The sequence below is a fragment of the Pedobacter aquatilis genome, assembly GCF_032678425.1.
Taxonomy (GTDB): Bacteria; Bacteroidota; Bacteroidia; order Sphingobacteriales; family Sphingobacteriaceae; genus Pedobacter; species Pedobacter aquatilis_B.
The window spans coordinates 39,857-61,409 of sequence record NZ_JAVTSG010000005.1 but is presented as its reverse complement, the minus strand read 5'-3'; the positions used below and the strand labels follow the sequence as shown (position 1 = coordinate 61,409).

The 21,553-nt window shown below is 34.1% G+C and carries 20 protein-coding genes; 12 read left to right on the top strand and 8 right to left on the bottom strand.

Annotation, left to right across the window (positions count from 1 at the left end; all coding sequences use genetic code 11):
• The first annotated feature begins 189 nt into the window (after positions 1-189).
• On the top strand, positions 190-1,446 hold the full coding sequence (locus R2Q16_RS15345; RefSeq protein ID WP_316738169.1) for an anthranilate synthase component I family protein: 1,257 nt from the start codon (positions 190-192) through the stop codon (positions 1,444-1,446).
• Positions 1,447-1,572: 126 nt separating this feature from the next.
• Here the strand turns inward: R2Q16_RS15345 and R2Q16_RS15340 are convergent, their stop codons facing one another.
• The 4 genes from R2Q16_RS15340 to R2Q16_RS15325 all read right to left on the bottom strand — a co-directional run bounded on the left by R2Q16_RS15340 (position 1,573) and on the right by R2Q16_RS15325 (position 4,489).
• The gene (locus tag R2Q16_RS15340) at positions 1,573-2,379 is read right to left on the bottom strand and encodes a M48 family metallopeptidase (RefSeq protein ID WP_316738168.1); all 807 of its coding nucleotides are present in this window, start codon (positions 2,377-2,379) and stop codon (positions 1,573-1,575) included.
• Positions 2,380-2,464: 85 nt separating this feature from the next.
• Positions 2,465-3,112, bottom strand: coding sequence for a glycerol-3-phosphate 1-O-acyltransferase PlsY (gene plsY / locus R2Q16_RS15335; protein ID WP_316738167.1), 648 nt, complete (start codon positions 3,110-3,112; stop codon positions 2,465-2,467).
• Between the two features lie 51 nt (positions 3,113-3,163).
• Complete coding sequence (nadC, locus tag R2Q16_RS15330; protein WP_316738164.1) at positions 3,164-4,006, bottom strand: carboxylating nicotinate-nucleotide diphosphorylase; 843 nt, start codon at positions 4,004-4,006, stop codon at positions 3,164-3,166.
• 84 nt (positions 4,007-4,090) lie between these two features.
• Positions 4,091-4,489: a DUF4783 domain-containing protein gene (locus R2Q16_RS15325; protein WP_316738163.1), complete on the bottom strand. Its 399-nt coding sequence runs from the start codon at positions 4,487-4,489 to the stop codon at positions 4,091-4,093.
• Between the two features lie 229 nt (positions 4,490-4,718).
• Between R2Q16_RS15325 and gpmI the strand changes: the two genes are divergently transcribed.
• Positions 4,719-6,239, top strand: coding sequence for a 2,3-bisphosphoglycerate-independent phosphoglycerate mutase (gpmI, locus tag R2Q16_RS15320; protein WP_316738161.1), 1,521 nt, complete (start codon positions 4,719-4,721; stop codon positions 6,237-6,239).
• Positions 6,239-6,766, top strand: coding sequence for a hypothetical protein (locus R2Q16_RS15315; RefSeq protein WP_316738159.1), 528 nt, complete (start codon positions 6,239-6,241; stop codon positions 6,764-6,766). The genes gpmI and R2Q16_RS15315 overlap by 1 nt, the downstream gene beginning before the upstream one ends.
• A gap of 54 nt (positions 6,767-6,820) precedes the next feature.
• On the opposite strand, the gene R2Q16_RS15310 is transcribed toward R2Q16_RS15315, so the two are convergent.
• Positions 6,821-7,444, bottom strand: coding sequence for a tetratricopeptide repeat protein (locus R2Q16_RS15310; RefSeq protein WP_316738157.1), 624 nt, complete (start codon positions 7,442-7,444; stop codon positions 6,821-6,823).
• 330 nt (positions 7,445-7,774) lie between these two features.
• Here R2Q16_RS15310 and lon point away from each other — a divergent pair, with 330 nt between their 5' ends.
• A complete protein-coding gene (lon, locus tag R2Q16_RS15305; RefSeq protein ID WP_316738155.1) occupies positions 7,775-10,246 on the top strand; it encodes an endopeptidase La in 2,472 nt (823 codons plus the stop codon).
• A 93-nt stretch (positions 10,247-10,339) separates the two neighbouring features.
• Positions 10,340-11,290 carry a lipid A deacylase LpxR family protein gene (locus R2Q16_RS15300; protein ID WP_316738152.1) on the top strand — a complete coding sequence of 317 codons (951 nt, stop codon included), beginning with the start codon at positions 10,340-10,342 and terminating at the stop codon, positions 11,288-11,290.
• Here R2Q16_RS15300 and arfB read toward each other — a convergent pair.
• Complete coding sequence (gene arfB / locus R2Q16_RS15295; RefSeq protein ID WP_316738150.1) at positions 11,287-11,697, bottom strand: alternative ribosome rescue aminoacyl-tRNA hydrolase ArfB; 411 nt, start codon at positions 11,695-11,697, stop codon at positions 11,287-11,289. The genes R2Q16_RS15300 and arfB overlap by 4 nt on opposite strands.
• Positions 11,698-11,845: 148 nt before the next feature.
• Between arfB and R2Q16_RS15290 the strand changes: the two genes are divergently transcribed.
• The 5 genes from R2Q16_RS15290 to R2Q16_RS15270 all read left to right on the top strand — a co-directional run bounded on the left by R2Q16_RS15290 (position 11,846) and on the right by R2Q16_RS15270 (position 16,963).
• On the top strand, positions 11,846-12,631 hold the full coding sequence (locus R2Q16_RS15290) for a hypothetical protein (protein WP_316738148.1): 786 nt from the start codon (positions 11,846-11,848) through the stop codon (positions 12,629-12,631).
• An 84-nt stretch (positions 12,632-12,715) separates the two neighbouring features.
• Positions 12,716-13,402 carry a (d)CMP kinase gene (gene cmk / locus R2Q16_RS15285; protein ID WP_316738146.1) on the top strand — a complete coding sequence of 229 codons (687 nt, stop codon included), beginning with the start codon at positions 12,716-12,718 and terminating at the stop codon, positions 13,400-13,402.
• Between the two features lie 66 nt (positions 13,403-13,468).
• Positions 13,469-14,299: a DUF1080 domain-containing protein gene (locus R2Q16_RS15280; RefSeq protein WP_316738145.1), complete on the top strand. Its 831-nt coding sequence runs from the start codon at positions 13,469-13,471 to the stop codon at positions 14,297-14,299.
• 65 nt (positions 14,300-14,364) lie between these two features.
• Positions 14,365-15,843 carry a TPM domain-containing protein gene (locus R2Q16_RS15275; RefSeq protein ID WP_316738143.1) on the top strand — a complete coding sequence of 493 codons (1,479 nt, stop codon included), beginning with the start codon at positions 14,365-14,367 and terminating at the stop codon, positions 15,841-15,843.
• A 133-nt stretch (positions 15,844-15,976) separates the two neighbouring features.
• A complete protein-coding gene (locus tag R2Q16_RS15270) occupies positions 15,977-16,963 on the top strand; it encodes an SH3 domain-containing protein (protein ID WP_316738142.1) in 987 nt (328 codons plus the stop codon).
• A 172-nt stretch (positions 16,964-17,135) separates the two neighbouring features.
• Here R2Q16_RS15270 and R2Q16_RS15265 read toward each other — a convergent pair whose 3' ends face one another.
• Entirely contained in the window at positions 17,136-17,978 is an 843-nt protein-coding gene (locus R2Q16_RS15265; RefSeq protein ID WP_316738140.1) for an aminotransferase class IV, read from the bottom strand.
• A 3-nt stretch (positions 17,979-17,981) separates the two neighbouring features.
• Positions 17,982-19,010 carry an RluA family pseudouridine synthase gene (locus R2Q16_RS15260; RefSeq protein ID WP_316738138.1) on the bottom strand — a complete coding sequence of 343 codons (1,029 nt, stop codon included), beginning with the start codon at positions 19,008-19,010 and terminating at the stop codon, positions 17,982-17,984.
• A 104-nt stretch (positions 19,011-19,114) separates the two neighbouring features.
• Between R2Q16_RS15260 and R2Q16_RS15255 the strand changes: the two genes are divergently transcribed.
• Entirely contained in the window at positions 19,115-20,143 is a 1,029-nt protein-coding gene (locus R2Q16_RS15255) for a DUF6588 family protein (RefSeq protein WP_316738135.1), read from the top strand.
• 510 nt (positions 20,144-20,653) lie between these two features.
• Positions 20,654-21,523 carry a 1-aminocyclopropane-1-carboxylate deaminase/D-cysteine desulfhydrase gene (locus R2Q16_RS15250; RefSeq protein WP_316738133.1) on the top strand — a complete coding sequence of 290 codons (870 nt, stop codon included), beginning with the start codon at positions 20,654-20,656 and terminating at the stop codon, positions 21,521-21,523.
• Positions 21,524-21,553: the final 30 nt, after the last annotated feature.

Below are 21,553 nucleotides of genomic sequence, written 5' to 3'. Positions count from 1 at the left end.
AAAGCTTAATAACATACAAAGCAATCCTTATTTTAGGATTGCTTTTTTTATTTGGAAAGCAATATTAGTAAATCTATTTACGTTCAGTCCCGCCAATGTTTCAAGTTACGGTTTACGTTATAAGGAAATTAAAGATTCTGCAACCGTAAGCTTTCCACTTATGTCGGGTTTAGTTACCTTTGCCGCTGCTTGAAAACCACACAAAACATATCAGATTTTAAACAAAAAGCATTGCATTGGGCAAACCAATTTGATGTTTGCTGCTTTTTAGATTCTAATCAATATACAGATACATATTCTGCTTACGAATTTCTTATTGCTGCAGACGTTCAGGCTGAACTAAAAACAAATTCTGGGTATGCCCTTGAAAAGCTAAAATCATTTTATGAAAGCCATAAAACCTGGCTTTTCGGTTTCTTGAGTTACGATTTAAAAAATGAAACCGAAGATTTGCTTTCTGCAAATGCGGATAAGCTACAATTCCCTGATTTATATTTCTTTGCACCAAAACATTTAATCGGTTTTAAAGATGGGAAAGCCGAAGTTTTATTAGGAAATGATTCCATTTTAAACGAGATAAACAGTTTTAAAGTTTTAGAAGCAACATCATCGCCAAACCTAAAAATCAATCAAAAACTCTCTAAAAGTCAATATATAAATCAAGTTAGTGGTTTAAAGGAACATATTGTTCGCGGAGACATTTATGAAGTAAACTTTTGTCAGGAGTTTTTTGCAGAAAATGCAGCAATAAATCCTGTAGAAACTTTTGAATCGTTAAATAAAATCTCCCCTACTCCATTTGCAGGCTACTTTAAAATTCATCAACATTATATATTATCGGCTACGCCAGAACGTTTTTTGTGTAAGCGGAATTCAAAATTAATCTCTCAACCAATAAAAGGTACGGCAAAAAGAAGTACAGATTTAGCCGAAGATGAACAAATCAAAATCAACCTTAAAAATGATGTAAAAGAGCAGGCGGAAAATGTAATGATTGTTGATTTGGTTCGTCACGACTTAACTAAATCAGCAGTAAAAGGCTCTGTGAAAGTTGATGAATTGTTCGGTATTTATACGTTCCCGCAAGTTCATCAAATGATTTCTACAATTAGTTGTGAACTAAATCCAGAAACCCATTTTATTGATGCAATTAAAAATGCATTCCCAATGGGCTCAATGACCGGTGCTCCAAAGGTAAAAGCTATGCAATTAATAGAAGAATTTGAATTTTCTAAACGAGGCGTTTATTCAGGTTCCTTTGGTTGCATCAGTCCTAATGGAGATTTTGATTTCAATGTAATTATCCGCAGCATACTTTATAATCAGAATAATAAATATTTATCCTTTCAAGTTGGTGGAGCAATAACTTATCAAGCAGATGCCGAAAAAGAATATGATGAATGTTTACTGAAAGCAAGTGCAATTTTGAAGGTATTGGGGAAATAGTCATTAGTCGTTAGTCAAAACAATCACTTACAGAGGCTGTTTCAATAATTCATAAACACAAAGGGCATAAAAAAAGGTTGAAAGCATTAAACTTTCAACCTTCAACTTTTTACTTTTAACTTTACACTATTTCTTGTAATACTGTTGTGCTTCTGGCAAATATTTCTGAATTTGAGCAATTCGAGTCGCATCACTTGGGTGCGTACTTAAAAATTCTGCTGGTTTTTGTGCACCTGCAGAAGCTGCCGACATTCTATTCCAAAAAGCCGTGGCATTTTGAGGATTGTAACCAGCCATCGCCATAAAAATTAAACCCAATCTATCGGCTTCTAATTCTTGGTTTCTGCTAAATTTCAACATGGCAACTGGCGTTCCGACACCATAAAGTGTGTTAAAAATTGATTGCGTTTTAGGGTTTTTAGATAATGCAACACCCGCCGCAGCACCAACACCTTGCGCAACCATTTCATTTGACATTCTTTCGGCCGAGTGACCAGCAATTGCATGGGCAATTTCATGCCCCATTACAGTTGCTAATCCCGCATCATCTTGCGTTACTGGCAAAATCCCAGTGTAAACCACAATTTTGCCACCTGGCATACACCATGCATTTTTTTCATTGTTTTGAACAACATTAACTTCCCACTGGTAATCTGCAATTAAATTACCGTAGTTGTTGCTATTCATATAAGATTTTACAGCAGTAATAAGTTTAGCACCAATTGTTTTAACCTTTAAAGCTTGCGCATTTGACGCGGGTAAAACTGTAGTTTTATTTTCAGTTAAGAATGTATTATAAGCCTGAAAAGCCATTGGTAAAACCTGATCATTACTCACTAAGTCAAATCGGCTACGCCCGGTTAATGGAACTGTAGAACATGAGTTAAATAATAAAGCTCCAGCTACACCAGCTGTTAAAAATAACTTTTTCATATTGCGATTTTTAATAAGATTGGTAAAATATTGTAAGTGAAACAGAGCGCTTACAAATAAGTTTTGATGAATGTGTTTTTGTTAATTAATTAGTTTTTTTCTTAAACAAATACACTTTTGATTCTTTGCCTTTCAGCAACCTTTCGAGATTTTTTTGGTGTGTTACCAGTATTAAAACGCAAACCGCCATACCATAAAGCACTTCAGATTTAATGGAAACCTGAAACAGAAAAACAACACTTAATGGAAACGTAAATCCTGCACAGATAGAACTTAGCGATACATATTTTGTTAGCAATAACACAACCACGAAAACCAGAACACAAAGCATAGATGCGTGGAAGTTAACTGCCAAAATCATTCCAAAAAGTGTGGCCACACCTTTGCCACCCCTAAAACCTGCAAATATTGGAAACAAATGCCCCATTACAGCAGTAACGCCTAATGCAAGTTGGTAATTTACAAATACAACAGAATGTTGCGGACCTGTAACAGACATGCCTATCAGATAGGCAAGATTTGTTGCAGTGTAGCCTTTGGCAATGTCGATAATCATTACAGCAATACCGGCTTTTTTACCTAAAACGCGAAAAGTATTGGTTGCGCCTGCATTTCCACTTCCGTATTCTCTAACATCAACTCCATAAAAAGCCTGACCTAACCATACCGCCGTTGGAATAGACCCAAAAAGGTATGCAAATAACAGTGCAGAGAGAGAATAAACCGTGACCATAGCCTACAATGATACAAAAAATAAGCTTTTCTTTATATATGAAATTACAGATTAATATGCTTTTAAGCTCATATCTAAGCTTTTAACTGAATGCGTTAAAGCGCCCATAGAAATAAAATCGACTTCACAAGCCGCGTATTCTTCTACATTTTCTTCTGTTATGCCTCCTGAAGCTTCGGTTATAAATCTACCATCAATTAAATCTACAGCCTTTGTTAAGTTTTCGAAGCTAAAATTATCAAGCATAATTCTATCTGCACCACCAGCTTCAATAACCTGATTTAATTCCTCAATATTCCTCACCTCAATTTCAATTTGTAGATTTTTATGCTGCTCTTGAAGGTAGTTTCTTGCAGAATTTATAGCATTGGCAATTCCACCAGCATAATCAACATGATTATCTTTTATTAAAATCATATCGTATAAACCAATTCTGTGATTAACTCCACCACCAATTCTTACTGCCCATTTCTCTAAATAACGTAAACCTGGTGTTGTTTTTCTTGTATCAAGTAACTTAGTTTTTAATTTACTTAGCTTGGAAACAATTCTATTGGTTTTAGTTGCAATACCACTCATTCGTTGCATACAGTTTAAAACCAGACGTTCTGCAACAAGAATAGAATGCGTACTTCCAGAAACGGTTAATGCAATATCACCAACTTTAACAGGAGTTCCATCAGTTAATAATGTATCAACTTTTAGTTCAGCATCAACTTCCTCAAAAATTAAAGAGGCAAGTTCAATTCCGGCTAAGATGCCATCTTCCTTTATAATCAATTTGGCTTTGCCTTGTGTATTTACAGGAATTGTTGATAATGAGGTGTGATCGCCATCGCCAACATCTTCGGCAAGCGCATTTTTTATAAATTGTGATAGAAGTTCTTTATCCAAAATGATGGTTTTTAGACTTCAAAAATAACAATTATTTACGATTAGGCAATTTAAGCTGGAATTTGGAGCTTTAAAAAGACTTGATTAATCTTTTGAAGGTTCTATCCGGAGTTCAGTAATTAGAAAAACATTATTAAACTTTTTCATTGTTACAGAAACCCTGAAACTTTCTTTTGAGGTGCTAAGCATGATTACACCAAACCTATAATTCTGACTGTTATTTATCCGATGAAAAATACTGGTTTTGGTAGGTTGATGTTTGCTAAAAAAATCCTTCAAAATTTGTTCACCCTGTGCTTTTGAGTATACATCTTCTTCATCAATGATAATTAATTCAATTGTTGGTGCGAAATTTTTAGCAATTTCTTTTGAATTTCCTGATCTGAAATGTGATGATAAATCATCGATAATATCTGCCTGAAGGCCAATAGAACGATAAATCGGCGATATAGCAACTAAAAATAAAAATAAGCTTCGGATCATTTCTGTATTTTATACTGATCATGTAGCTAAAATTATGCCATTAGCTTATCAAAAAAAGGATTTCTTAATTTGTATAAGCTTCAATAAACTTATATTTGCTTTGTAAAGAATCATTAAAACATCATTTAAATTAGAATGTTTTAAAAATTGTATATATAATATTGCCGCTATAGCCAATATATCCTCAAAATTAATGAATGGATGCTAAAAGGCTTAAAACTTAAAACGAATGAAAAATAAAAAACTTGCTCTTATTATTCTTGATGGATGGGGTTACGGAAAACACGATAATTCTGATGCTGCATTTGCTGCCAATACTCCATTTTTCGACTCACTACTTCAGAAATATCCAAATTCAAAATTAGAAGCATCTGGTGAAGCTGTTGGTTTACCAGCCGGGCAGATGGGTAATTCGGAAGTTGGCCATATGAATTTAGGCGCCGGAAGAGTCGTTTATCAAGAACTTGGAAGAATTAATAAGGCAATTGCAGATAGAGAATTGCATAGCAATCCTATTTTGGTTAATGCTTTTGAATATGCAAAGGCAAATAATAAGGCGGTTCATTTTATTGGCTTGGTTTCAAACGGTGGTGTTCATGCGCATATAGAACATTTAAAGGCGCTTTGCGATGCCGCAAATGAAGCTCAAGTGCAAAATAGTTATGTACATGCTTTTTTAGATGGTAGAGATACCGACCCGAATTCTGGTTTAGGCTTTATTACCGATTTAGAAAATCACATTAAAAATTCATCAACAAAACTTGCATCTCTTATTGGCCGTTATTACGCAATGGATAGAGATAACCGTTGGGAGCGTGTTAAACAAGCTTACGATGTAATGGTTAATGGAGTTGGCGAGAAATCTCAAGATGCATTAGCAAGTATTAAAAAATCTTATGATGAAGGTGTAACGGACGAATTTATTAAACCAGTTGTTTTTACTTCTGCAAATGGTGAACCAATTGCAACCATTAAAAATGACGATGTTGTAATCTGCTTCAACTTTAGAACAGATAGAGGAAGGGAAATTACAACCGCATTAACCCAAAAAGATTTTCCAGAGCAACAAATGCATAAACTGCCATTGTATTATGTTACTATGACAACCTATGATGAAAGTTTTGAAAAAGTTAATGTAGTTTTTACCAAAGATGATTTAACAAAAACCATAGGCGAGGTTTTGGCTGAGCAGGGTAAAAATCAAATCCGTATTGCCGAAACTGAAAAATACCCACATGTAACATTTTTCTTTTCTGGCGGAAGAGAAACTGAATTTGAAAACGAGAAACGAATTTTAATTCCTTCACCAAAAGTTGCAACTTATGATTTGCAGCCAGAAATGAGCGCATCAGGAATTACCGATGCCATAACAAAAGAAATTGAAACAGGATGGGCAGATTTTATTTGCTTAAATTTTGCCAATCCGGATATGGTTGGGCATACAGGTGTTTTTGAGGCCGTAATTAAAGCGGTAGAAACCGCTGATAAATGCGCCGAAACTGTAGTTAGCAAAGGTTTGGAAAATGGATATTCATTTATATTACTTGCCGACCACGGTAATTCTGAATTTATGGTAAATGGAGATGGTTCTCCAAATACGGCTCACACCACCAATTTAGTTCCTTGTATTTTAATTGATAATGATTACAAGCAAATTGCCGATGGTAAATTGGGCGATATTGCACCAACGGTTTTAAAAATATTAGGTGTAAACATTCCTGAAGAAATGACAGGTAACGTTTTAGTATAATGATTAAAAAAATAATAGTATCTGTATTTGCCTTAGTTTTAATTTCCTGCAATCAGGAAAAAGAACTGAAAGCGAATGCAGATTTATTGTATTTTGATATTAAAGGGTATTTCAAAAATGAAAGTTTGAGGTTAAATCAATCAAACCCTAAAATATTAAAGGAAGTAAATATTGATGGTTCAACAGAAACTAAAAACTTAAACCTTAAAGATTGGGATAAAGAATTTTCAATTTTCACAAATGCAGACATAAACAAAGCATCTTGGAAAGGAAGTTTTAAAATCCAAAAAAGTAAGGATAAGATAGTCTATACATCATCAAACAGAAAGATTCCGGTTAAGAAGGTACAAATTGATTATCAAGCGGAAAAAGTAAGAAAGATTGAAATACTTATTGCGAACAAAAACATACTTTATACTTCATTAGATACACTTTTGTATTATCCCGATAGTTTATACTTAATAAATAAGCATCAAAAAATAAAACTCCTCAAAGAGAAAAAATATCAGGTAAAAGAAGTATTCTAAAACAAAAAAAGGGCGAACTGTTTAAACAATTCGCCCTTTCTTCTTACCAGTTAATTATTTTAAACTCGCAATTTGAGCTTTATCATAAGTTATCCAATCGATAATATCTTTTCTTAAAGGTTGCAAGGTTAAAACTTTCTGAAAATCAGCTATCGAATTGTTAAACAATGCAACACAAGCTTGTTTTTCTACATTTTTCTTTGCTTTAAACGATTTAAAAATTGCATAATCTTTGTACGCCAAGCCTCTGTTTTGAAGCATTTGAGTATCTTCCTCGCCACTTAATTCGCTTGCTTTAGTAAAATCTTTAATCGCCGCAAGATAGAAATTCTCCCTCATGGTATTTAAGGATTGTTTAGGATCATTGGCCACATTTAAGCGGGCTTTTCCTCTATAATAATATGCGGAAACTTCTGTTGGTTTTAAAACAATTAAGTTACTGTAAGTGGTTATCGAATTTTCATAGTCGCCGCTTTGATAATAAGAATAACCCAGCATTTTTAATACGTTAACATTATTTGGATCTTTTGTGCTTGCTTTTTCTAACTGCGCTACAGCTGCTTTGTAGTCGCCTTTTAGCATCGCATCCATAATCTTTTTATCAATACTACTTTGTGCGTAACTGCTTGTTGATGAGATAATAATTAACCCTAAAATGGCTTGTTTAATAAAGTTCATGTACTAATAATAAGTTGATAAATCTAAAATTTCGACAGAAAAAATAGAGTAATATTCACGCAATATAATTCAATTCTTAGAAAATAATGTGGTTTAATTTTTTTACATTGACTAAAAGCGTAAACAATACCTTTAACGTTAAAAATTAAATAATATGATACATGGTGAATAATTTATATTCTCTGCCGTTTTATCATAACATTATACCAATTTTAAGCTAACATTAATTTAAAACAACTTTGGCACAAGAGTTGAAATTAATATACCCAGAATAAATACACACAAATTACCAACGACTAAACTGCCAGTTTGTCGTTATAAAATATAAGAATGAGCAAACACGATATATTTGATTTTAATACAGCAATGCCGATTATTAATGAGGATACCGAATTTTTCCCGCTTATGTCTCAGCAGGATGAAGATGATATGAATAATGAAGAAACGCCAGAGGTTTTAGCAATTTTACCATTACGTAATACTGTTTTATTTCCAGGTGTTGTTATTCCTATCACGGTTGGGAGAGATAAATCAATAAAACTGATTAAAGAAGCTTACAAAGGCAACAAAATAATTGGCGTTGTTTCTCAGAAAGATGTTTCGATAGAAGACCCAACTTTTGAACAACTTAATACTGTTGGTACAGTTGCCAATATTATTAAATTACTTCAAATGCCTGATGGAAATACAACAGTTATTATCCAAGGTAAACAGCGTTTTAGCTTAATCGAAGAGGTTCAGAATGAGCCATATATTACCGCAACAATTAAGAAATTTGAAGAGCAGAAACATAAGGCAGACAAAGAATTTAAAACTTTAATTGCCTCGATAAGGGAAATGTCTGCTCAAATTATCCAGCTTTCGCCAAATATTCCTACAGAAGCCAGCATTGCGCTTAAAAACATAGAGAGCAATTCATTTTTGATAAATTTTATCTCATCAAATATGAATGCCGAAATGGCGGATAAGCAAAAAATCCTGGAAATGGATAATTTGCTTGGTAGGGCACAAAAAGTTATGGAGCTTTTAATGGTCGAATTGCAAATGCTTGAATTGAGAAATCAAATTCAATCTAAAGTTCGCACCGATTTAGATAAGCAACAAAGGGATTACTTTTTAAATCAGCAGTTAAAAACCATTCAGGAAGAGTTGGGCGGAAGCTCGGCAGATATTGAATTTGATGCTTTACAAGAAAGGGCAAAAAAGAAAAAATGGTCGAAACAGGTTGATGCGCACTTTGATAAAGAGTTAGATAAACTTGGCAGAATGAATCCTGCTGCGCCTGATTATTCTGTTCAGTTAAATTACCTAGAATTATTACTTGATTTGCCTTGGAGCGAATTAACAAAGGATAATTTCGACTTAAAAAGAGCGCAACGCATTTTAGATAAAGACCATTTCGGACTTGAAAAAGTTAAGCAACGCATAATTGAATATCTTGCAGTTTTAAAACTGAAAAGGGATATGAAAGCGCCAATACTTTGTTTGGTTGGCCCTCCGGGAGTTGGTAAAACCTCTTTAGGAAAATCAATCGCTAAGGCTTTAGGCCGTAATTATGTACGTATGGCGCTTGGTGGAATTAGAGATGAAGCAGAAGTTCGTGGTCACAGAAAAACATACATCGGTGCGATGCCGGGTAGAATAATTTCTTCAATTAAAAAAGCTGGTGCCGATAATCCTGTTTTTGTTTTAGATGAAATTGATAAAGTGGGTACCGACCACAGAGGCGACCCTTCATCAGCTTTGCTTGAAGTTTTAGACCCTGAGCAAAACAATGCTTTTTATGATCACTATGTGGAAGTTGATTACGACTTATCTAACATTTTATTCATAGCAACCGCAAATTCTTTAAGCACAATCCAGCCAGCTTTGCTTGATCGTATGGAGATTATCGAAGTAAATGGTTATACGATTGAAGAAAAAATCGAAATTGCGAAGAAATTCTTATTGCCGAAACAAAAAGAAAATCATGGTTTAAAGCTTAAAGATATTGTTCTTAAACCTAATTTAATTGAAAAGGTGATTGAAGATTATACCAGAGAAAGCGGTGTTCGTGGTTTAGAGAAAAAAATTGGTTCTTTGGTACGTGGCGTAGCTACAAAACTGGCAATGGAAGAAGAATACAATGTTACTTTAACCAATGAAGATGTAGAGCGTATTTTAGGTGCGCCAATTTACGATAAGGATTTGTATGAAGGTAATGAAGTTGCTGGTGTGGTTACAGGTTTAGCCTGGACAAGCGTTGGTGGCGATATTTTATTCATCGAATCGAGTTTAAGTCCGGGTAAGGGTAAACTTACTTTAACCGGTAATTTAGGCGATGTAATGAAAGAATCAGCTGTTATTGCTTTGGCTTATTTAAGAGCACATGCAGCAGAGTTTGGCATCGATTATACCTTATTTGATAATTGGGATGTTCACGTTCACGTTCCGGCTGGTGCAACTCCAAAAGATGGTCCTTCTGCAGGTGTTACCATGCTTACCGCATTAACATCGGCATTTACTCAACGTAAAGTAAAACAACATTTAGCTATGACGGGCGAAATCACTTTACGTGGAAAAGTTTTGCCAGTTGGTGGTATAAAGGAAAAGATTCTTGCGGCAAAAAGAGCCAACATTAAGGAAATTATCCTTTGCAAAAGCAACAGAAAGGACATTTTGGAGATTAAAGAAAGCTACATTAAAGATCTAAAATTTCATTATGTTACTGAAATGAGCGAGGTTATTGAACTTGCTTTACTGAAAAACAAAGTAAAGAAACCGATTGATTTAACTATTAAAACAGCTACAATCGTTAATTAAATATCAATAATTCATTTTTATTAAGATGAACAGATAATTAATTCAATTACATTAAATACTTTTATAGTCCCGATAATTCATCGGGACTTTTTTATGAAATCATTTTTACTTTCTTTAGTTGCAGTATTTTTTTTCTGCACAGCAAATGCACAAAGCTTTAAAAACGAGTTTGGTTTTAAAACTGAAAACGATGCTTATTTGGCAACCTTAAACGATAGATACTACACAAATGGTTTATTCATCTATTTCAGACGAGCCTTAAATCCGAGTAAATTATCTGAAAGTGTAGAAAAGAAAACTTATGAAATTTCTGTGGGTCAGAAAATATTTACACCGTATTGGGGGCAAGTTGCGAAAAAAGAAGATCAAGACAGACCATTTGCTGGTTATCTTTACGCAGGAGCAGCATATTCAATTTTCTATAAAAAAGAAAGCCTACTTAAAACCAGCGTAGAAATCGGAACAGTTGGTCCAAATTCATTAGCTCAAGATGCACAAGAATTTCTCCATAAAACAGTTGGCTTTTACACACCTGCGGGATGGGATTACCAAATTAAAAATGAAATTGCTGTTAATTTATCTGCTAATTACAGTAAGTTAATTATCCGCTCAAATGATAATATAGTAGATTTAAGTGGAAGCGGTTACGCAAATTTAGGTACTACTTTTAGCGGTGTTGGAGCTTCGGCAGTTTTTAGAGCCGGCAGACTAAATCAATTGTTTAACTCAGCTTATCATAATGCTGTAATTGGAGAAGCTAAAACCAAGAAACTAAATAATTCAGAATTTTTCGTCTATTTAAAACCACAATTAAATGTTGTTGCTTATGATGCAACCATTCAGGGAAGCCTTTTTAACAATAATAGCCCTCTAACTTTTGGAATTAAACCAATCGTTTTCGAGCAGCAATTTGGAGTAAACTATAGTTCGCAGAGATTTACAATTGATTTTAATGTGATTTTCAAAACCAAGGAAGTTAAAAGCGCCGCCAAAGCGCAAAACTATGGAGGATTAAGTTTATACTATAGATTTGGTAAAAGTTAATCTGCACTTGGTTTCCTTCTCGAATCTTTTTTAGACGCATTAATCGCTTTGTTTTTTAATCTATTTTCAATAACTGATTTTGGAATTTTAACGGCTTTACGCTTCTTTTGCACTAAAAGTGATTTCTTTATCAAGTCGATTAATTTAACGATTGTTTTTTCCTTATTTAGGAGTTGACTTCTATCCTCCTGACTAACAATGTGTAGCAAACCCTCACTATCTAATCGATTTGCTAATTTTTCTTGTATCAATATTTTTTCTTCTTCGGATAAAAAATCTGCATCACCAATATTAAAAATAAGCTCAACTTTGCTCGAAACCTTGTTAACGTTTTGTCCACCTTTGCCACCACTTCTAGAGGTTTTAAAAGCAACATTTTTAAGGATTTGTTCTTTATCAGGAATCATTGAATTGATATTTGTATACGAGCAAAGGTATGCGAAAAAATGCAAGCATTGTTTGTTAATTTAATCATTCAAAACATCAGTATTTTGTTTATTCGATGATAAATTTTAACTTCAAAAAATCATTCCAAACAAATTCGAGCTCTAAAACATGAAACTCAAAACTTTTATCGAGAAATTAGGCTATTTCTTGAGAACATTGTTATTCGTTATTATTTGCACTGTATTCGCATTTTTATTATTGTGGACTTTTTGCTATTCACTTCACGTTTTCTATTTATTTCTTGTAACTCTGATTTTCGCTCTGGTATCTTTCTTCAGAAAAAAGAGTAGAAAATTTATAACTATAACTTTATTATCCGGTATTGCACTATTTGTTATTTCTACACCTTATAACCTTCGCCAATATAACAACCACGCAGCAGCTTTTCAAGACCAGATAAATCGTGGTTATCATTTAAATTTTAAAGAAAAAAGTGCCATTTATGGAACATTATTAATGGTAACTGTTGGAGACATTATTCCATTTCCGGAAGCGAGTATCCAAAATTTTTACATGCTATTTCGTAAAGAAAACAAAACCAGAATTTTTTATAGCAATGACTATTTACAAGCGCCTGATATTCAAAAAATGATGCACTTAAAAGGTAAAAACAGTGTTGCATGGAATAAATGGGGTGAACGTTTTAATGGGAATTTCAGATTTGCAGCTGCATTTGATCCTTGCACATTAGAAATTACTGATGAAGGCGACCATAAAAAAGCTGTTCTAGTAACATATTTTAGTTATAGAAAAGATTACACAACTCACAACGCCAACCACGTTTTAAATGGATTGTTTGCATTTAGAATTGATGAAGGTCTATTTTGGTATTTACAACACGAAGAGTGGATACATCCTTACAATTCTGTTTGGATTGCAAAATTCAAAAAATAGATTGATGCGAACCTAAAGGTTCGCATTTTTTTTTGTGCTTAAGAATTAATATTCTGCTCCTATTTTATTTACCTTTGCCGCACAATGAAAAAGAATATTGTTGTTGCCATCGATGGCTATTCATCTTGTGGAAAAAGCACGCTTGCCAAAGCGCTTGCAAAAAAATTGGGATTTATTTACATTGACAGCGGTGCCATGTATCGTGCTGTTACTTTATATTTTTTAAGAAATAAGATTAACGTAAACGATGATGCGCAAGTTATAGACGCACTACAACACATCGAATTAAATTTTCACTCCCGTGATTATGAATCACATATCACTTTAAATGGTGAAGAAGTTTCAGATGAAATCCGCTTGATGCCAGTTTCTGAAAACGTAAGTGAAGTTTCTGCACATAAAATTGTTCGCCATGAAATGGTTAAGCAGCAACAAAGAATGGGCAAATCGAAAAACATTGTTATGGATGGTCGCGATATTGGTACAACGGTTTTCCCTAATGCTCCAGTAAAGTTTTTTATGACCGCCGACCCAAAAATCAGGGCTGAAAGACGTTTTAGAGAATTGGAAAGCAAAGGAAATAATACAACATCACTAGAAGACGTTTTCGAAAACCTAGCGCACAGAGATTATGCAGATACCACCAGAAAAGAAAGTCCGTTGGTTAGAGCTGATGATGCAATTATTTTGGACAATACTGATTTAACGCAAGATGAACAATTAGTTTTTGCTTTAGAAAAAGTTAATCCATTTTTAGCTGAAACCACATAAATTAATTTCTTAACGTATTGAATTAATTTAATTTCATATTTTTAGCAAAACCCTAAAATGCTACCTATGAAATTGAAACTTCTTTCAGCAATCATTCTATTATCCGGCTTTCTCTCGTCAAAATCTCAAGCCCAAAAAGGTTGGATTAATCTTTTTAATGGTAAAGACCTTAAAGATTGGACGATTAAAATTGCGAAACACGAATTAAATGAAAACTACGGCAATACCTTTCGTGTTGAAGATGGATTAATGAAAGTTCGTTACGATGGCTACACCGAATTCAATCAACAGTATGGTCACATCTATTATAAAAAACCATTTTCATCATATCTGTTAAGAATTACCTATCGCTTTGTTGGCGAGCAGGCAAATGGTGGCGAAGGCTGGGCTTTAAGAAATAGTGGTGTGATGTTGCATTGCCAGGCGCCGGAAACGATTTTAAAAGACCAGGACTTTCCAATTTCTATTGAGGGGCAAATTCTTGGTGGCGATGGAGAGCATGATAGACACACCAGCAATGTTTGTACTCCTGGTACGCAAATCACCTTTCAGGATAAATTATTTACTCAACATTGCCTTGATTCTAAATCAAAAACATATGCAGGCGACCAATGGGTAACTGCCGATTTTTTGGTTTTGGGCGATTCTGTTATCAAACATATCATTAACAAAGAAGTAGTTTTAGAATATACAAAACCACATATTGGCGGTGGCAGCGTTTTAAATTTCGACCCGAAGGTTAAAGTTGATGGCACACCACTTACCTCTGGTTATATTTCTTTACAAAGCGAAAGCCATCCTATCGAGTTTAAAACGGTAAAATTATTCGATTTACAATCTTACAGAAACAATAAAGAAAAACTGGATAAAGTTTTAGATAAAATTTTAAACGAATAGTAGATTGTTATTCGGCAAATAAACATCCAAAAAACTAGGTTATCAGCGTAACAAGAATTCTTTAGATGAGAAAATTACTATTTCTAATTCTACTTGCAGCGAGTTTTAATTGCTTTTCACAGAAAAAATATACGATTGATGAAATTCCCGATCCTAAAAGATTAGGACAAGATTATTTCGTTAGCGATCCGGATGGTATTTTATCTGATGTTGATTCTATTAATAGATTGATAACAAAACTTGAACTAAGAACTAAAACAGAAATCGCGGTTGTTATCGTAAAAGATTTTGATGAAAATCTCGATGAGTTCGATTTTGGGATTAAATTGTTTAGAAAGTGGGGCATTGGTAAAAAAGGGGTAGACAATGGTTTGCTTTTGTTTGCATCAATAGATAGAAGAAAATATCGTTTTATAACTGGTTATGGCTTGGAAGGCTTACTTCCCGATGTTAAATTAAAACACATCGCAGAGCGAAATTTGGTTCCAGCGTTTAAAACACAGAGTTATGATGAGGGTATAATAAACTCGCTAAACAATATCGCTGATTTTCTTACAAACCCAAATAATGAAGCAGAAATTCAATCGCTAATTGCCGAGAGCAGTAAAAGTAAAAACGAATGGAAAGACCCGACAATTTATTCAATTGCTGTACTTATTCTGTTTGCATTAGGTTTTATTTATCTCAAGAAAAAAGCATCGGTTGTACCAATTAAAAAGAATAATAAAAACTATAATACTTATGATAAAGCCTTATCGGGAGGATGTATAGGAATTGCATTGTTTGTTTTTATCTCGTTTTTTGTGTGGGCTTTCATATTCAGCTTTCAAATGCCTGATTTATCTTTAAGCAGCATTCCAATTATTCTTTATGTAATTCTTTCGCTCGTTATTTTCTCCAGATATATTTCAGGATTATCAACATTAAGAAAAAACCATACAGACGATGAAAATTTCTTCGAAGCAGCAAAAGAATTAAACAAAAAAATATTGCCTTTAACTTTGCTTTCCCCCCTACTTTTATTGGCTATCTGGAGAAATGTAAGCACCAGAAATAATTTAAAATCAAGATTTAGCCCGGTTTTGGATAGCAAAAACAAAGAAATGCATCGCATTGATAGAGATGTTAATGTTGAAGGTAAACCTTACTTAAACGCTGGACAAAGGAAAGAGGAAACCCTATTCGTTTACGATTACGACATTTGGGAAAGCACAGATAAAAAAGAACATCAAATTAAAATGTGGCCTGCAGAGAAATTTGATAGCTACAACGAATGCCCGGAATGTAATTTCAAAACACTTGCACAACCTAAAGTAATCACTGTAAAACGTGCTACATATAGCAGAACTGGAGAAGGTAAAGAGATTAAAAGGTGTGGTAATTGTAACCACGAAATTTTCATCAAATCTGTAGTGCTTGCAATGCTTGTAGAATCTTCATCATCTTCTAGCAGTTCTGGCTCAAGTAGTTCGTCATCTTCATCAAGCAGCGGTAGCTGGGGTGGCGGTAGTAGCGGCGGGGGCGGTTCTGGTGGTAGTTGGTAAGATAAATGAGTTTATTAATATTATTCGGAAGTTTTAAGGCCATGTTTGCTACCTTTGGCATATTTAATGTGCATAGTGCATTTATTAGCGAGCAAATTCTAAAGTGCCTTGCTTAAACTAAACAAATAATATAATGACTAAATTTCTTTTTACTTTTTTCGCTTTTGTTCTTTTTAACGTACAGCTTCAGGCACAAGATATGTATCGTGTGAAAGCAGATAATTTGAATGTAAGGTCAACTTCGGAAGCGAAAAGTAAGGTAATTGGCTCTTTAAATAGTGGAGAAAATGTTGCTGTTTTAGACGCTTCAAATGCTAAATATTTAAAAATTAAATTTAAAAATACAGAAGGTTGGGTAAGCAAAGATTTTTTAGAAAAAATTGCCCCGCCAACCACAACGCCTCAAAACAATGATAAACCAGAAGCTACAGCAGCACAAAACACACCACAAGCGGCTTCATCAACCGAAGATATTTACCGTGTAACCACAGATAATCTTCGCGTAAGAGAAAAGGCTGATCCTAAAAGCAAAGTAATTGGATATTTACCTGAAAATGAAAATGTTGCCGTTATCGATTCTACAGATACGAGTTATTTTAAAATTAAAGTAACGAATGGTGAGGGCTATGTTAGTAAAGAGTTTTTAGTTAGGATTTCGCCTGTTAAAAAAGCCGAATCAGCTGTTGTGGCTGCTTCAGTGCCACAAACGACACAAGATTATTCAAAAATTATTTTCCTTGCTGTTGTTGCGGTTTTATTAATTACTATTCTCTTCTTTATTTTTAAATATGTTAAAGGGAATAAAATTTTTATTTCTGTAGTTACATTAATTGTTTTGGTAATTGGCTATTTCTGCTACGTTACATTTTTGAAAGAGAAGACAATTTCTGGTCAATTTGCTACAACAGAGGATGTGCAGTACCAATCATTTGATTTTAAAAGTAAGGATTTGGTAACCGTTACGGATATTTATACAGGTGCTTCTTTCAGCTCGAAATATATTATTGAGGGCGATATGATTAAATTGTACGACCAACAAAATACAATCCTTCTGTTAATTAGAGATGATAATACTTTAATTGGCGAGGGATTTACCAGAGGTATTTTTACGAAGAAGTAGGTTTTTAATGTAAAAGCCAATCATAATAAACCCGGTAGAAGCGGCAGCCCGAGCTTTTTCTGCGAGGCTACAGCGGATAACGGGGCTGCCAAACCAAAAGGATTACAGAAAGTTCGTTTTCAAACGATAATTAAATGTGTAATAATTATCTATTGTTAATAATTATCTATTGTTAATAATTTGAATTGAGTTTTTCGATTAAAAATTTAGAAACCTCATTAAAATAACGTTTGCGGCCATAACCCATAACCCATTGTATGCCTTGGGTAGCATTGGTGATGAAAACTTCTTCTGCTTCGTTTAAAATTTCGGGGCTAATTTGCGCTTCTACCAAAATCATATCATTCATTTTTGCAATTTCCATGATAGCGGTTCGCATTACGCCACTTACGCAACCTTCAGTAAGTGCAGGCGTGTAAATTTGATTATCGTAAACTACAAAAACATTAGCACTGATACTTTCGCACAAAAAACCGTTTTGATTCAAAATTATGGCCTCATCAAGTCGGTTTTGACTTTTAAAAATGCCTGCCATAACATAAAGTAAAGCATTTGATGTTTTGAAATTTGCCAAACGGTTAATCGGCTTTGTCATTTCATCAAAAACATCGATAATTAAACCCTTTGCATTTAACTCGTAGTGATTACTTTTTAACGGAATCCCCTCTAAAATATATCCGGCCTTATTTATTTCAGGGGTGTACACACCAGCACCTTCACGATAAACGGACAACCTGAAACGTACGTTTCCGTTCCATTTATTACGCTTACAAAGCTCAGCCGTTTTCTGTCTGATAAAATAATCATCCATTAAAGCATGTCCGTCTATCTTTAGCGCTTTCATACCGGCAACCAACCTATCAGCATGTAATTCGGCAAATAAAAGTTTGTTGTTAATCATCCGCATGCTTTCAAATAAACCATCGCCAAATTTGAAACCTCTATTAGATGCGGTTAAAACTGGTACATCTGCTGCATGAAATTCATCATTAAATAGTACGTATTGTTGAGCCATATTTTAAGATGCCGCAATATAATTTTCCCACTTATTTAATGCTGCTTTAAAATCTGCTGGCAATGGCGATTCAAAGAGCATATATTCTTTTGTTGTTGGATGAATGAAGCCTAAACTTTGCGCATGTAAAGCTTGACGAGGCAGCAATTCGAAACAATTATCTACAAATTGCTTGTATTTATTGAACGTTGTGCCTTTCAAAATCTTATCGCCTCCATACATTGCATCGCTAAATAATGGATGCCCAATATGTTGCATATGTGCCCTAATTTGGTGCGTACGCCCAGTTTCTAATTCACAACTGATCAATGTAACATATCCCATCCGTTTTAAAACCGTGTAATGTGTTACCGACCATTTGCCTTTTTCTTCATCATCGTAAATATCCATCACTCTCCTATCCTTCACACTTCTGCCAATGTAACCAGTAACCGTGCCATTATTTTCTAAATCGCCCCAAACCAAAGCAATATATTTTCTGGTGATGCTGTGATCAAAAAACTGACGGGCTAAATGCGTTATCGATTTCTCGTTCTTACTAATTAACAATAAACCGCTGGTATCTTTATCAATTCTGTGCACTAAACCTGGTCGACCATCGTTGCCTGGCAATTGCGGAAGTTGTTCAAAATGAAAGGCTAAAGCATTGACTAAAGTGCCTGTATAGTTATTAAAACCTGGGTGAACCACCATTCCGGCAACTTTATTAACCACTAAAAGGTCGCTATCTTCATAAATAATATCTAATGGGATATCTTCGGGATAAACTTCAGTATCGCGTGGCGGATGAGGCAAAACAATAGAAATCTCATCAAAAGGCTTAACCTTGTAACTCGATTTTATTTGCTTTTTATTAACCAACACATTGCCCGCATCGATTGCATTTTGAATGCGATTGCGTGAAGCATTTTCTACACGAACCATTAAAAATTTATCAATTCGTAGCAGAGATTGCCCTTTATCAACAATAATTTTTAAATGCTCATATAATTCCTGCTCTTCTGATTCCTGCAATTCGGCAATATTTTCCATATCGCAAAAATATGCTTTTAACAGCAAAATTTTTTGGAATGATTTTAGTTGACGAAAAATGATATTCCGATTAGCTTTTTTTCATCATCCTTAAAAACCAAATAATGAAGAACATCTACTTTAGTAAACTGATTTTCAGCCTTATAATTTTGATAATTTCGGTGCAAGCAAATGCTCAGCAAGATGTTGGCGATTTGTTTAAATCTGGTCCGGCTGATGCGACAAAATTAATTAATGCTTATTTCGAACCACTTTATAAAGGTTTGGGTGTTGGTTTATCAGATGGATGGACGAATACAGCAAAATCTAAAGGCTTTCTTAAATTCGATGTTCGCGTTTCAGGTTCATTAGCTTTGGTACCACAATCAGATCGCAGTTATGATGTAAATACATTGGGATTAAGTAACATCAGACCAGCCGCTGGAGCATCGTCTTTAGGTCCAACTGCGTTTGGTAGCAGCCAACCCGGCGGTAGAATGCAGATTTATAGTAGCAACGGAATTCCAACTACAACATTTTTTAATCTGCCTCAAGGGTTGGGGTTTCATGGCGTTCCATCAGCACAAATACAAGCTACTTTAGGCTTGCCAAAGAACATCGATATTTCGGTTAGAGCAATGCCAAAGGTTAAACTAAGTTCTGATTTAGGAAGCTTATCCATGATTGGGGTTGGTGCAAAGGTTGAATTATTGCCACTATTTATGGGTAAATCGCAAAAATTAGTTCCAATTGATATTGCGATTGCAGGTGGTTTTACTCAATTTAGATATGAGCTACCATTAAATATAAATAATTCTACAAATTCTAATCAAAGAATTGATGCGAGATTTAACGGTGTAAATATTGATGCAATTGTTTCGAAGAAAATTTTGTTCTTTACCCCATTTGCGAGCGTTGGTTACCAGACTTCTACAACAAATTTAAAAGCTTTAGGCACTTATTCTTTTGATACTGGTAATGGCACATCTGTAAACTATACCGACCCGGTTAATGTTAAGCAAAGAGATATTGATGGCGCTAGAGCAAGTTTAGGCTTTCAATTGAAATTTGGATTTTTTAAATTTTATAGTTCTTATACTGCTGCGAAATACAATATGGTTAATGCTGGTATTGGCCTGGGAATAGGACAATAACCTAATGTTAAGACATTTATTCCACCTTTAGTTTATCCCTAAAAGGAATGCTTTTTTAATCATTTTATTATTCAAAGCCCTTACTAAATTTTTAGTTTCAATAAATCACGACTATATTTGTATAATTAATTAAACTCTCAATGAAAAAAACGCTCCAAATCTCGTCTATTAGGACAAATCGCACCATTCGACCAATCCTCCAAAAAACAAAATGCTAATTATTAGTGCAATCAATTAACTGCACAGATATAAGCTTGGTGCATAAAGCATTCAAACAGCATTAAATTTATATTAACAAATCAAAAACAATTTGCCACAATTAAATGTTTGGCTTATTATTTGCTCTTAAACAACTAGTAAAACAGAATCCTATGAAAAATTTTACCCAAAATGTAAAGATTGTTCTAAATTTCTTCCCTTACCTTGTAAGGAAGATATATTTTAAATAATAATCTGCCTTAAAGAACAAAAGAAACACTTGCAATTCGCAGGTGTTTTTTATTTTTACACGTGTTTGAAAAAATATACAGTCCAGTACAGAAATTAAAAATCGAACCGTTTAATAATCTTTTTGTTAAACGTGATGATTTAATTGATCCCTTTATTTCGGGGAATAAATGGCGCAAATTAAAGTACATCCTTCAAAAAGCTAAATTAGAATACAAGAATCATTTAGTTACTTTTGGTGGTGCCTATTCTAACCATCTTTTGGCAACGGCTACCGCAGCAGCAAAGGCCGGGTTATCTTCTACTGCATTTGTTCGCGGCGAGCAAGTTCAAAATGAAATGCTTTTGCTTTGCAGTTTATTTGGCATGAATTTAATCTTCGTTGATCGGGAATCCTATAGAAGTAAAAAGCTTTTATTAGAAAAACACTTCGGAAATGAAGAAAATGCCTATTTTATTGATGAAGGTGGTGCATCTTTTGAAGCGACTCTAGGTTGCGCAGAAATTATTGATGAATTATTAGATACTTACACACACATATTCTGTGCAGCAGGAACCGGAACAACCGCAGCAGGTTTATTAAAAGGAATTCAAAACCTTAAGCTTAAAACAAAACTTAATGTAATTCCAGTTTTAAAAGGTGGCGATTTTATTTTCGATGAAATAGCAAACTATGTTTCCAAAACCGATAATTTAGTATTGCATACCGACTATCATTTCGGTGGATATGCCAAAACAACCCCAGAACTTATAAATTTTATTAAGGAATTTACGGCGCATACTGGTCTCTTAATAGACCCGGTTTACACGGCCAAAATGTTTTACGCAATTATTGATTTGCAAAAGAAAAAATATCTGAAAGATGATGATAAAATCCTTGCCATACACACCGGAGGATTGATGGGAATATTCGGGATGAAAGACAAGTTTTAGTTTAATGGTTGTAGCGATAATGCGCTACAA